This window comes from Brevundimonas sp. GW460-12-10-14-LB2 (genome assembly GCF_001636925.1).
In the GTDB taxonomy this organism is placed as follows: domain Bacteria; phylum Pseudomonadota; class Alphaproteobacteria; order Caulobacterales; family Caulobacteraceae; genus Brevundimonas; species Brevundimonas vesicularis.
The window spans coordinates 2,129,860-2,143,097 of record NZ_CP015511.1 but is presented as its reverse complement, the minus strand read 5'-3'; the positions used below and the strand labels follow the sequence as shown (position 1 = coordinate 2,143,097).

The following is a 13,238-nucleotide window of genomic DNA, read 5'->3' as shown; positions in this document are numbered from 1 at the left end:
AAAAGGTCGCAAGACTATGTCCGAATCCCGCGCCGCCGCGCTCCGCTCGCTTCTGTTCGCCACCAGCGCCGCCAGCATGCTGGTCGCCGCCCCCGCTATCGCCGCCGATGTGACCGCCGAGGACGGCGTGGTGGTCACGGCCGACCAGTCCCAGCCCGCCAATCTGGGCACGATCGACGTCAACGGTCAGTTCAAGAAGCCGGCCCCCGTCAGCCCCGAGTTCGTCGCGCCCTTGGTGGACACGCCGCGCGCCGTGACGGTGATTCCCCAGGCCATCATCGAACAGACCTCGGCCTCGTCCTTGCAGGACCTGCTGTCCAACTCCCCCGGCATCACCTTCGGGGCAGGCGAGGGCGGTCAGCCGCTGGCCGATCGTCCCTTCATCCGGGGCCAGTCGTCGGGCAACAACATCTTCGTGGACGGCATTCGTGACACGGGCGGCCAGCAGCGCGAGGTCTTTAACCTGGAGCAGGTCGAGGTGATCAAGGGGCCGGACGCTGTCTATTCGGGACGCGGTTCGGGCGGCGGCAGCATCAATCTGGCCTCCAAATCGCCCAAGCTGAACGCCTTCACCAATGTCAGCGCGGGCGCGGGCACCGACGGCTATCTGCGCGGCACGGTCGATGCGAACCTGCCGCTGGGCGAGACCGCCGCTCTGCGCATCAACCTGATGGGCGCCCAGGGCGACGTGCCCGGCCGCAACGCCGTGGACTACGACAAATGGGGTGCGGCCATCAGCCTGGGCGCCGGTCTGGGGACGCCCTCGTCGATGGTCTTCAGCTACTACCACCTGACCAGCGACCAGATGCCCGACTACGGCATTCCGCTGTTCACCAAGATCCAGTCGCGCACGACCGACAGCGGCGTTCTGGATGTGCCCTACGACAGCTTCTATGGGCTGAAGGCGCGCGACTACCTGACCAATGAGGTGGATGCGTTTACCTTCAAGGCCGAGCATCGCCTCAACGATTTCGCCACGATCCGCAACGTGAGCCGCTATTCGCAGACGCTGAACGACTACATCGTCACCAACCCCGGCGACGGCGGCTATGTCGGACGGGCGGCGGACGGCACCTACTGGATGAAGCGGGGCACCAAGACCCGCTGGAACCCGGTCACCACCCTGGCCAATGTGACCGATGTCTTCGGCCAGTTCGCCACCGGCTCGATCAAGCACAGCTATGACGTCGGCGTGGAGCTGTCGCGCGAGCACAACAGGAACGCCACCTATTCGACCTACACCACCTCGGGCTCGGCCTGCCCGACCGGTCTGACGACGGTGTCGGGAACCTATCCGACCGCCACTGGCGCCTTGGGCGCCGGCGACTGCACCCCGGTCTATAACCCAAACCCCGACGACGCCTGGACCGGCGTGATCAATCGCGGCCCGACCAGCTCGAACACGACCGAAGCCATCGGCGTCTACGCCAACGACAGCATCACCCTGACCGAGCGACTGATCCTGAACCTGGGCGTTCGCTGGGACCAGTATTCGGTCAAGGGCGTGAACCAGAATGCTACTCAGTCGGCAGGGATGTGGACACTCAACCCGCAAATTCCGGCACCAGGTTCAACATTGGCCCCTGGCATCGTCGCCGTACCGGAACAGACTTGGGAGTTCACCAACTATCAGGTCGGTCTGGTGTTCAAGCCGACGCAGAACAGCAGCGTCTATGCGTCCTGGTCCACCTCTTCGACGCCGCCGACCATTTCGGCGGGCGACCAGAACGCCTCGGGCGGCTTGGGCACGGTCGATGGCGTCGCCAACACCGTTCTGGATCCGGAAGACACCGAAAGCTTCGAGGTCGGCGCCAAGGCCAATGTCTTGAACGACCGTCTCGCCCTGTCGGCGGCCGCCTTCCATCTGACGCGCAAGAACGCCCTGATCCTGGTTGAGCCCAACATCTTCCGTCAGGAAGGCGAGGTCGAGGTCAACGGCTTTGAGCTGGGCGTGTCGGGCAGCATCACGCCGAAGTGGACCGTGTTCGGCGGCTATACCTACATGGACTCCGAACTGACCAAGGCGGCCGTGGTGGTGTCGGGCACACCGCCGGTCGCAAGCGTCAATCCACTGCAAGGCCTGCCGCTGGCCAACACGCCCAAGCACAGCGCCAGCCTGTTCACCACCTATCGCGTCCTGCCCCGGCTGACGGTCGGCGGCGGCGTCTACTACACATCCAAATCTCTGGGCGGGAATCAGGGCGGCGCGGGCGGCGGGAACAACCGCATCTATGCGCCCGAATGGACCCGCGTGGACGCCTTCGCCGCCTATGATCTGACGGACCGCGCGACGCTTCAGCTGAACGTCAAGAATGTGACGGACGAGGAATACATCATGCGCACTAACGGCGTTCACCACGCCGATGTGGCCGCAGGTCGCCAAGCCATCCTGGCCCTGAACCTGCGCTTCTAACGGCCGTTTCCCCGGCCTAGTCTGACGGTCCCGCGATCCCCCCGCGGGGCCGTTTCGTCTTTCAGCGAGAACGCTTGTGCTGCTGCAAATTCCGGAAGTCTTCTCCAAGGCCGAGGTCGCGGCTCTGCGTGCGCGGCTGGACGTCGGGCCGTGGGCGGACGGCAACGCCACCTCGGGCCATCAATCGGCGACGGCGAAGAAGAACCTTCAACTGCCCGAAGGGTCGGATGTGGCGAAAGAGGTCTCGGCTCTGGTCGTCCAGGCGCTGAACGCCAATCCGATGTTTGTGGCGGCCGCCCTGCCGCACACGATCTTTCCGCCCCTGTTCAACCGCTACGAAGGCGGGGGTGAGTTCGGCCTGCACGTCGACAACGCCATCCGTCAGTCCCGCAACGGCGGGGCTATCCGCATTCGCAGCGATCTGTCGGCGACCCTGTTCCTGTCCGAACCCGAGGACTACGACGGCGGCGAACTGATCATCGAGGAGATGTACGGGTCGCAGGCGATCAAGCTGCCGGCTGGCGATCTGGTCCTCTATCCCTCCAAGAGCCTGCACCGGGTCACGCCGGTGACGCGCGGCGCGCGGGTGTCGTCCTTCATGTGGATGCAGAGCCTGGTCCGCGACGACGCCGATCGTGAAGCCCTGTTCCGTCTGGACATCGCCACCCAGCGCGTGTCGTCCGAGAGGGGGCCCAAGGATCAGGCGGTGATCGAACTGACCGGCGTCTATCACAATCTGCTGCGGCGCTGGACCGAGCTCTGACACACAAGGCGCCGCGACGCCGCTAAATGCTATTGCAACCCGTTCGCAACAATGGCACAGCCAGCCCGTGACCGAACTCGCCACACAGCGTCAGGCCGAAACCGCAGCCAAGGGCCCCAAACCCAAGGCGGTGCTGAACGGCGCACGGTCGTTCTGGCTGAAACAGCTGCATAGCTGGCACTGGATTTCGGCGGCGGTCAGCCTGGTCGGCATGATGCTGTTCGCGGTCACCGGCATCACCCTGAACCATGCGGCCTCGATCCCCGGCGATCCGGTGACGGTAGAACAGACCGCGACCTTGCCGACGCCCCTGTTGCAGCGGCTGGCGAGCTTCCCGCAGGAGACGACCGATCCTGTCCCTGACGCTGTCGCACGCTGGGCGTCCGAGGCGCTCAAGGTCGAGATCGCCGGCAAGCCGACCGAGACGACGGCGGAAGAAGTCTATGTCGCCCTGGCCATGCCTGGCGGCGACGGCTGGGTCACCATCGACCGTTCGACCGGCGAGACCCTGCACGAGAAGACGACGCGCGGCTGGATCGCCTACCTCAACGACCTGCACAAGGGCCGCAACGCCGGGGTGGTCTGGTTCTGGTTCATCGACGTCTTCGCGGCGGCCTGCGTCATCTTCGCCGTCACGGGCCTGGGTCTGATGTTCCTGCACGCCAAGGGTCGGCCCTCGACCTGGCCGCTGGCGGCGCTGGGCCTGCTGATCCCCGTCGTCATCGCCCTGATCTTCATTCACTGACGAGTTTTCCGATGCGCCTTCTCCCCGTCGTCATCACCACCGTCGGCCTGGCCGCCGCCGCTGCGCCCGCCATGGCCGCCGACCTGACGGTGTCGGTTGAGATTCCGCGCCTGAACACCGCCTCGTATCATCGCCCCTATGTCGCGGTGTGGATCGAAAAGCCGGACCAGTCGGCTGAGCGCACCCTGGCCGTCTGGTATCAGCAGACCCGCAACAACGAAGGCGACGGCAAGGACTGGCTGAAGGATCTGCGCACCTGGTGGCGCAAGGGCGGCCGGGCCATGAGCCTGCCGGCCGACGGCGTATCCGGGGCCACGCGCGCGCCGGGCCGCCAGACCGTCACCGTACCCGCCGCCCGTCTTCGCAACCTTCAGCCCGGCCAGTACAACATCGTCGTCGAGGCGGCCCGCGAACTGGGCGGGCGCGAAGTCGTGCGCGTGCCGTTCCGCTGGGGCGCGGCCAACACCGGCGCCGGAACCGGCTCCACCGAACTGGGCGCCGTGCGCGTCGCCGTCTCTCGCTGAGGATCATGACCATGAAGAAGACGATCGCCCTGCTGACGCTGGCCGCAGCGCTGGCCGCCCCCATGGCCGCCCAGGCCCACCGCGCCTGGCTGGCGCCCACGGCCACGACCCTGTCCGGCACGGACGCCTGGGTCGGATTCGACGCCGGCATGTCGAACCAGGTGTTCAACCCCGATCACGCCGCCATGCGCCTGACCGGCCTGACCATCACCGCGCCGGATGGCTCGGCGGTCCAGCCCGAGAACGCCATGCAGGGCCGCTATCGCTCGACCTTCGACGCCCATCTGACCCAGAACGGCACCTACAAGATCGCCAACGTCATGAACGGCGTGATGGCCAGCTACACCCTGAACGGTGAACAGAAGCGCTGGCGCGGCGCGGCCTCGGAATACCCGGCGGGCCTGCCCGAGGGCGCGACCAATGTTCAGGCGACCCGCACCGCCAGCCGCATCGAGACCTTCGTCACCCTGAACAATCCGACCGACACCGTCTTCAAGACGACCGGCGAAGGGCTTGAGCTGGTTCCCGTCACCCACCCGAACGATCTGGTGGTGGGCGAGCTTGCCACCTTCAAGCTGCTGAACAACGGCCAGCCGGCGGCTGACATCGACGTCACCGTGGCGCGCGGCGGTCTGCGTTACCGCGACAACCCCGAAGAATCGACGCTCAAAACGAACGCCGAGGGCGCCTTCACCATCACCTGGCCGGAAGCCGGCATGTATTGGCTGAACGCCTCGGTCCGCACCGAAGGCCAGGGTGAAACGCTGGGTTCCAACGCCAGCTATGTGGCGGCGATGGAAGTCCTGCCCTAAGCGAAGGGCCATGTCCGACATTCCCCCTTCGCGCGGTTCGCGCGCCGCCCCGCCCACGGTCAATATCGGCGACGCCGCCCCTCTGGGCGACCGCGCCGACAACCGCGTCCTCGTGCCCGCGATCGAAGGCGCGCCGCCCCGTCCGCCCAGCGACCTGATCCGTTCGCTGGGCGGCCAGACCATGGGCACGACCTGGAGCGCGCGCGTCATCGCCCCGCCAGGCGTGGGCGAGGCCGAGATCCGGGCGGCGATCGAAGAGGAACTGGCGACCGTCGTCGGTCTGTTCAGCCCGTGGGAGCCGTCCAGCGAAATCAGCCGCTTCAATACCGCGCCAGCCGGCGTCTGGGCGGTGTCCCAGCCGTTCTGGGATCTGCTGGATGCGGCGATGACCCTGGGCGACGAGACCAACGGCGCGGTCGATCCGACCCTGGGCGCCTTGGTCGATCTGTGGGGGTTCGGCCCGCCTGGACCGCGTTCGGCCTTGCTGCCCGTCCCGTCGGAAGACGAGATCGCGGCGGCCATGGCCGTGTCGGGTTGGCAGAAACTGCGGCTGAACGGCGACGCGCGGGCGGTGATGCAGATGGGCGGGATGAGGCTGGACTTCTCCGGCATCGCCAAGGGTCATGCGGTGGACCGCGTGTCCGACCGCCTGATGGCCATGGGCGCCACCTCGCACCTGATCGAGATCGGCGGCGAGTTGAAAGGGCGCGGCGTCAAGCCGGACGCCCAGCCGTGGTGGGTCGAGATCGAGCGGGTCGAGGGTTCGCCGGCGCCCCACACCGTGGCGGCCCTGTTCGATCTCGCCGTGGCGACCAGCGGCGACTATCGCCGCGCGTTCCGCCATGAGGGGCGCCTTTATCCCCACACCATCGACGGATCGACCGGTCGGCCGGTCAGCAATAACCTGAGTTCGGTCACTGTCCTGCACCCCTCGGCCATGATGGCCGACGCCTACGCCACGGCCCTGACCGTCATGGGGCCGTTTGACGGACCGGACTACGCCGAGGCCGTCGGCCTGATGGCCCATTTCGTCGAACGCACCGAGCGCGGGCCGGTCGAGCGGATGTCGCCAGCCTTCGCCGCTCTGCTCGACGACGACGGAGATCGTCCGAGGTGACAGCCGATCCGCAGCGCTGGCTGTGGGCGGTCGGGGCCTTGGCACTTTGGCTGGCCCTGATCGCCGTCATCGTCTGGCGTGAACGCAGGGCCAGGGCGGCGGCCCGCGCGCGGTCTGATGCTCTGGTGGGCGCAGGCGAGGGACAGCCGCTGTTGATCGCCTTCGCCAGCCAGACCGGCTTTGCCGAAGAACTGGCCTGGATGACGGCCCGCGCCCTGAGCGACGGCGGCGTGGGCGCGCGGGTGCTGTCCTTCGCCGATTTGGACGTTCAGACCCTGAAGGCGGCGGACCGGGCGCTGCTGATCGTCTCCACGACGGGCGAGGGCGATCCCCCCGACAGCGCGGCCCGGTTCGTGCGCAAGGCGATGGGCGAGACGGCGGACCTGTCCGGTCTTCGTTTCGGACTGCTGACCTTGGGCGACCGCAGCTATGATCAGTTCTGCGGTTTCGGCCATGCGGTGGACGGCTGGCTGAGGCGGTCGGCCGCCGAACCCCTGTTCGACACGGTCGAGGTCGACAACGGCGAGGCCGGCGCCATCCGACACTGGCAGCACCAGCTGAATCAGATCACCGGCAGCGTGACCGCCCCCGACTGGACCCCGCCGGCCTACGATCCTTGGCGGCTGGTCGAACGAACTCTGGTCAACCCCAGCAGTCCCGGCGGCGAGGCGTATCATCTGGCGTTCGAAGCTGTCGGCGCGGCGCCTGACTGGTCGGCCGGCGACATCGCCGAGGTCGGCCTGCCTGAGCGTGATGGCGTCACGCCGGGTTCGCGCGAATATTCCATCGCCTCCCTGCCGTCTGACGGCCGGGTCGAGTTTCTGGTCCGCCTGATGCGCCATCCCGACGGCACACCCGGCCTTGCCTCGGGCTGGCTGACGCAGGATCTGGCGCTGGGCGATCAGATCGGAATGCGCCTGCGCACCAACCGCAGCTTTCACGGCCCGGCGGACGAGACGCCGATGGTCCTGATCGGCAACGGCACGGGCATCGCCGGCTTACGGGCGCATCTGAAAGCGCGGACGGCGGCGGGGGGGGCCTGGCTGCTGTTCGGAGAACGCACCCAGGCGCACGACGCCTTCTTCGATGCGGAGTTGCAGGCCTGGCTGGCGTCGGGCGTGCTGCGGCGGCTGGACCGGAGCTTCTCGCGCGACGCGGGCGACGGCCGATATGTGCAGAATCTGGTCGGGGCGGCGGCCGACGAGCTTCGAGATTGGATCGCGCGCGGCGCGGCGATCTATGTCTGCGGCAGTCTGGACGGCATGTCGCAAGGCGTGCATGCCGCGCTGGAAAGCGCGCTGGGCGCGGACGTGGTGCTGACCATGCTGGAAGACGGCCGCTACCGCCGCGACGTATACTGAACCCCGTCTTTGCCGATGGGGGCTACTGGTCTAGTCGCCCCAACAGTTCCGCCGCGAAGGTCGACAGGGTGTCGTCGCGCGCGCCCATGACGATGATTCGGTCGCCCGGCTTGGCGATCTCGACGATCCGGTCGCCGCAGTCGGCGCGCGTCGCCAGCGCCTCGGCCTGACGGCCGGCGGCGCGGACGCCGGAGGCGATGTCTTCCGATCCCACGCTGCGGTCCGTGGTGCCGCCGTAATAGACCGGCTCGGGCATCAGCAGCACGTCGTCCTCGCGCATCAGGCCGGCGAAACCGTCGATGAACTCGGACTTCATCAGCTTCAGCGGCCCGAAACCGTGCGGCTGGAACAGGATCAGCAGGCGCCCGTCGAAGGCGTGCAGGGTCTTCAGCGTGGCGGCGATCTTGTCCGGGTTATGGGCGAAGTCGTCGATGACGGTGATGTCGCCGGCCGTCCCGACGACCTCCATCCGGCGACGGATGCCGGCGAAGGTCTCCAGCGCCTTGACCGCCTCGGCCGTCGGCACGCCCAGCGCCCGGGTCGCGCCCAGCGCCGCCAGGGCGTTGGCGACATTGTGCGCGCCGGGCACGTTCAGGACCACGTCGTGTTCGATCCAGCCTTCGATCAGCCGGAACCGCATGCCCGTCGGCAGGGGCTGAAGATCATGGGCGGACAGGTCGGCCTTTTCTTCGCCCAGGCCGAAGGTGATCGCCTTGCCAACCGGCAGGGTCTGGACCAGCGCCGCCGTCTCGGGATTGTCCAGGTTCAACACGGCCGTCGTCGCCCGCGCGGTGAAGCCCCCGAACAGGTCGCGCAACTCCTCCATCGACTTGTGGTCCAGCGAGATGTTGGACACCACCGCTACCGTCGGATCGTAGTGGGCGATGGAGCCGTCGCTTTCATCCACCTCCGACACGAACAGGTCTGGCCCGCCGATAAGGGCGCTGGCGAACGGATGGTCGGCGTCGGCGAAGTTCTTCATCACCGCCCCGTTCATGACGGTCGGCTCGCGGCCCGTCTGATGCAGGATCCAGGCGATCATGCCGGTGATGGTGGATTTGCCGCTGGTGCCCGCCACCCCGACCGAGGTCGGGGCGGCGTTGAAGAGTTCGCTGAGCAGCTCAGGCCGGGTCTTGATGGTCGCGCCCACGCGCCTGGCCGCGCCGACGTCGGGCACCGTCTCCTCGATGGCGCCGGTGGCGATGACGGTCTGATCCGCGCGGGTCACGCCCGATCCGTCCTGCGGGTGCAGGATCACGCCGTGGGCGCGCAGCCAGTTGAATTTCTCGGGCGTACGGCCCTGGTCCAGCGCGCGGTCCGACCCTTCGATCACGGCGCCGCGCGCCTGGACGATCATGGCCAGGGGCAGCATGCCCGACCCGCCGATGCCGCAGAAGAAATAGGAGGCGTCTTGGTTCATGCCCCCTTAGAACAGGGGATCGGGCCGGTCCGCCAGTAGGGGATCGCAAAAACGACGAAGAAGACGGACGTGACCACCAATAGCTTCAAGATCGGCGTCGTCTGCGCCAGTTCGCGCTTCTCGAAAGAGCGCGCCGAGGCGGTCGAGGCTTGGATGGCGCAGAACCACCCCGACCGCGATGTGGCGGTCGTCTTCCACCCCGCCTGTTTTCTGAAACACGGTCATTTCGCCGGCGACGACCGGGCGCGCGCCGACGCCTTCGTGGAGTTCGCCAACGATCCCCGCATCAATGCCATCTGGTTTGCCCGCGGCGGATACGGTTCGTGCCGCATCGCCGATGCGGTGATCCCGCGCCTGGACGCCGTCGCCGGCAAGAAGCGCTACATGGGGTATTCCGACGCCGGCAGCCTGCTGGCCGGGATGTACAAGGCGGGTTTCCAGCATCTGGCGCACGGGCCGATGGCCTCGGACTCGGTGCGCGACGACGAGACGGCGAAGGGCGCCCTGTCCTGGCTGACCACCGGGCGGACCGACTGGATCGAGCCGTCGCTGGCGACCGATCCGCGCCCTGCCGTCGCCTTCAACCTGACCATCCTGAACGAACTGACCGGCACGCCGCTGGAGCCGGATCTGTCCGGGCACGTCCTGATGCTGGAGGAGGTTTCCGAGGCCGCCTACCGGATCGACCGGATGATGTTTCACTTGACCAGCCAGGCCAGCATCCGTCGCGTGGCCGGGATTCGTCTGGGACGAGTCTCGGACGTTACGCCAAACGATCCCGATTTTGGTCAGACTCCGGAGGAAATCGTTCGATACTGGTGCCTGCGTTCGGGCATACCCTTTCTGGGAAGCGCCGATATCGGGCATGACGCCGCCAATAAGGTCGTCCCCTTCGGTCGCCCTTAAGGCGAACGACGCGCGACGAAAAGGACACAGTCTCGCCTCTATTCGCTAGAGCAAGACGGCCCGCCTCTCGACAGAACGCTGGTCCTGACCTCAGATGCCGGTCCGCGAGGCGTTAGGACTTCGTTAGCCAAGGCGTTGGGGGACGCTGCGGTTTGCGCCTTCTGCGATGCGGCGGTTCGTTCGGATATCGGGGGATGCCCGGACGAGCCGCCTGATCGTCCTTTAGCCCAACGCGCCCAGATATCTTTCCCATGCCGCCCGTCCAGTGACGGTCAGGACGACGCGGGTGCGAGGCTTGCGGCCCAGAAAACCCCGTCGCAGTTCAATATAGCCGGCGGTTTCCAGTCGGGTCAGGTGACTGGACAGGCTGTTGTTCGGGGCGGCCAAGGCGAGGGCGAGCTCGGTGAAGTCGGCGGCTTCGGCGGTCGAGAGATAGGCCATCACCCCTGTTCTTAATCGATGGGAAAAGGCGGGATCGACGCTGGGCTCGGCCGTCACCTGCGCGTCTCGCGCATCAGGATCATCGCAGGAGCGAAGGCCAGAAGTATCAGACTGGCGCACATGACAACCAAGGCGGCCAAAGACGCTGTGCCGACCCACGCCAAGGCAGCGGCTGCGCCAAAACTTCCGATCGCAACGGCGATGAGCCACCTCCGGTCGCTGGCGATGGCGGTGGTCCACCATGCTGCGCCCCATAGGATCAACACGACCGGCCAGATGACCTGGGCAATCTTCGTCGCATCCGGCGCGGCTTCGTTTCGCGTAACCAGGTGGAAAACGACAAAGGTGGCGACCAGCGCGATGAAGCTGCCGGACCATGTCGCTGTAGCGGATCGGCTAAGGCGGACTAGGTTTGGACCCAAGGTTCTCCAGATCGTCCACGCGACGGTGGCGAAAAAGATCAGGTGCGATCCTATAATTCCCCACGATCCCACGAGATTAGAGATCGGTCCTGTCACGGGTGTTCCGGGTTGCGGGAATCCTTCGATCACGAAGGCCATCAGGACGGCCAACAGTGCAAAGCCATAGGCGCCCCCGAACACGGCGATCAAGAGCAGGAAAGGGGCGGGCTGCCCGCGTCCCGCTACCGCCAATCGTTTGAGGTAGGCCAGGTCGGCTTCGTCCCTTGATGAAGAAGAATCTGTCATTCTTGGCTCTCCTGCGATATGACTACTTTAAAATATAAACTTGTCAAGTCAATGAGGGTTTTGCGCTCATTCGATTCGCTTGTGGGGGCCGCAGGGCTTAAGGATCGCGGGTGCGTTTCGACGAGAGATTCATCGATGAACTGAAGGCCCGCCTTCGGCCGTCCGACGTGATCGGGCGGACGGTGAAGCTGAAACGTCAGGGCCGCGAATATGTCGGCCTGTCGCCATTCTCGAAGGAGAAGTCGCCGTCCTTCTTCGTCAATGACGACAAGGGCTTCTTCCACGACTTCTCGTCCGGCAAGCATGGCGACATCATCTCCTTCCTGCAGGAAACCGAGCGGCTGAGTTTCGTCGAGGCGGTGCAGCGCCTCGCCGGCGAGGCGGGGATGCAGCTTCCCGCCGAAGACCCCAAGGAGGCCGAGCGCGAGCAGAAGCGGGCGGGTCTGTCGGACTGGATGGACCTGGCCCAGAAATGGTTCGCCGCAAACCTGCGCCGCACGCCGGGCAAGGCGGCGCGCGAATATCTGGACAAGCGCGGCCTGCCCGAGGATCAGTGGGAGCGGTTCGGTCTGGGCTATGCGCCTAACGACCGCGAGGGGCTGAAGCAGGCGCTGGTTCAGCGCGGCGCCAAACCCGCCGAACTGGTCGAGGCCGGGCTGCTGATCTCGCCCGAAAGCGGCGGCCAGCCCTATGACCGGTTCCGCGACCGGCTGATGTTCCCGATCCTGGATGCGCGCGGCCGGATCGTCAGCTTCGGCGGCCGGGCCATGAACCCCGACGACCGCGCCAAATATCTGAATGGCCCGGAAAGCCCGCTGTTTCACAAGGGCGCGACCCTGTATGGCCTGCCTGAGGCGCGGCGGATACTGGGCGCGGAATCCAAGAATGACCAGGCCATCATCGTGGTCGAGGGCTATATGGACGTCATCGCCTGCCAGCGCGCGGGCCTGCCGGCCGTGGCGCCGATGGGCACGGCTCTGACCGAGGAGCAGATGGAACGGCTGTGGCGCGTGTCGCACGAGCCGATCCTGTGCTTCGATGGTGATGCGGCCGGACTGCGCGCCGCCTATCGCGCCATCGAACGTTCGCTGCCGCTGCTGAAGCCGGGGCGCTCCTTCCGATTTGCCCTGCTGGGGGCCGGGCAGGATCCCGACGACATCCTGCGCGACAAGGGCGCGCCCGCGCTGCGCCAGGCCCTGGCCGAAACTCATGGGTTCGCCGAGGTGCTGTTCCGCCGCGAACAGCATCTGGAGCCGCTGGACACGCCGGAGCGCAAGGCCGGCTTCAAGGCGCGGCTGAGGAACACCGCCTCGGCCATCCAGGATAAGGATCTGGCGGAGCAATACCGCCGCGACCTCTTCGACCGTTTCGACGCCCTGTTCCCGCGCAGCCCTCAACGCGCGCCCTGGACGCCGGGGCAGGGCAAACGCGGTTTCGGTCCGCCGCCCAAACTGGGTCAGACGGCGGAGGGCGCCCAGGCGATGCAGTCGCTGTTTCGCGCCATCGAGCCGGTGCCGGCCGCCTTGGCCCATGGCGCCATCGACGACCCCGAACGGATGGACGACCATCTGGAAGAGATCGCCGCCCACGGATTCGGCGACAAGGGGCTGGATGGACTGGCGCAGGAGCTGGTTCGCCTGCGTCTGTCGGGACATAGCCTTGACTCCGCCGCCCTGCGACGCCATCTGGCGCAATCGGGTCATGATGCCTTAGTGCGCGAGGTCGAGAAGGCGGCGGCAAAGTCCGGCGCGCCATTCCTGGCCGCAAATGCGCCCCTCGCCGAGGCAAGGGTCCGATGGTCGCAGGCGTTCGACGCTTCGACGCGGGTCGCCGCGTTGGAGGACGCCTTGGCCCATGCACGTGATGTGCCTGGGCAGGATGAGGCGTTCCGCCGGCTGAAGGCCGAGCGGGATGCGCTTCGCCGTGCGATCAAAGCCGGGACGATTTGGGAAGACAGCGCGGGCACGTAACTTTACGGCACGCCAAGCATTGTATTTTTCGCCGGGGCGGACTGATCACCCTCTCGGCT

At 66.7% G+C, this 13,238-nt stretch carries 12 protein-coding genes; 9 read left to right on the top strand and 3 right to left on the bottom strand.

What is annotated here, in order from left to right:
* Positions 1-16: 16 nt before the first annotated feature.
* From A4249_RS10655 to A4249_RS10625, 7 genes are all read left to right on the top strand, one after another.
* Positions 17-2,413 (top strand): TonB-dependent receptor, encoded by a 2,397-nt coding sequence (locus A4249_RS10655; RefSeq protein WP_066552519.1) that lies wholly within the window; start codon positions 17-19, stop codon positions 2,411-2,413.
* A 76-nt stretch (positions 2,414-2,489) separates the two neighbouring features.
* Positions 2,490-3,176: a Fe2+-dependent dioxygenase gene (locus A4249_RS10650; RefSeq protein ID WP_066552517.1), complete on the top strand. Its 687-nt coding sequence runs from the start codon at positions 2,490-2,492 to the stop codon at positions 3,174-3,176.
* A gap of 67 nt (positions 3,177-3,243) precedes the next feature.
* Positions 3,244-3,921, top strand: coding sequence for a PepSY-associated TM helix domain-containing protein (locus A4249_RS10645; RefSeq protein WP_156494699.1), 678 nt, complete (start codon positions 3,244-3,246; stop codon positions 3,919-3,921).
* 11 nt (positions 3,922-3,932) lie between these two features.
* Complete coding sequence (locus A4249_RS10640; RefSeq protein ID WP_055752840.1) at positions 3,933-4,445, top strand: DUF2271 domain-containing protein; 513 nt, start codon at positions 3,933-3,935, stop codon at positions 4,443-4,445.
* Positions 4,446-4,456: 11 nt separating this feature from the next.
* A complete protein-coding gene (locus A4249_RS10635) occupies positions 4,457-5,257 on the top strand; it encodes a DUF4198 domain-containing protein (protein WP_066555081.1) in 801 nt (266 codons plus the stop codon).
* Between the two features lie 10 nt (positions 5,258-5,267).
* A complete protein-coding gene (locus tag A4249_RS10630; RefSeq protein ID WP_082854131.1) occupies positions 5,268-6,374 on the top strand; it encodes an FAD:protein FMN transferase in 1,107 nt (368 codons plus the stop codon).
* Positions 6,371-7,735, top strand: a complete 1,365-nt coding sequence (locus A4249_RS10625) for a sulfite reductase subunit alpha (protein WP_066552515.1) — start codon at positions 6,371-6,373, stop codon at positions 7,733-7,735. Before A4249_RS10630 ends, A4249_RS10625 begins: the two co-directional genes overlap by 4 nt.
* A gap of 22 nt (positions 7,736-7,757) precedes the next feature.
* Here A4249_RS10625 and A4249_RS10620 read toward each other — a convergent pair whose 3' ends face one another.
* Positions 7,758-9,155, bottom strand: a complete 1,398-nt coding sequence (locus tag A4249_RS10620) for a UDP-N-acetylmuramate--L-alanine ligase (protein ID WP_066552513.1) — start codon at positions 9,153-9,155, stop codon at positions 7,758-7,760.
* 69 nt (positions 9,156-9,224) lie between these two features.
* Here A4249_RS10620 and A4249_RS10615 point away from each other — a divergent pair, with 69 nt between their 5' ends.
* Positions 9,225-10,061, top strand: coding sequence for an LD-carboxypeptidase (locus A4249_RS10615; protein ID WP_066552511.1), 837 nt, complete (start codon positions 9,225-9,227; stop codon positions 10,059-10,061).
* Positions 10,062-10,283: 222 nt separating this feature from the next.
* On the opposite strand, the gene A4249_RS16960 is transcribed toward A4249_RS10615, so the two are convergent.
* Positions 10,284-10,505 (bottom strand): transcriptional regulator, encoded by a 222-nt coding sequence (locus tag A4249_RS16960; RefSeq protein WP_335621854.1) that lies wholly within the window; start codon positions 10,503-10,505, stop codon positions 10,284-10,286.
* 50 nt (positions 10,506-10,555) lie between these two features.
* Positions 10,556-11,209: a hypothetical protein gene (locus tag A4249_RS16955; protein ID WP_066552510.1), complete on the bottom strand. Its 654-nt coding sequence runs from the start codon at positions 11,207-11,209 to the stop codon at positions 10,556-10,558.
* A 110-nt stretch (positions 11,210-11,319) separates the two neighbouring features.
* On the opposite strand from A4249_RS16955, the gene dnaG reads away from it, so the two are divergent.
* Positions 11,320-13,179, top strand: coding sequence for a DNA primase (gene dnaG / locus A4249_RS10600; protein ID WP_066552509.1), 1,860 nt, complete (start codon positions 11,320-11,322; stop codon positions 13,177-13,179).
* Positions 13,180-13,238: the final 59 nt, after the last annotated feature.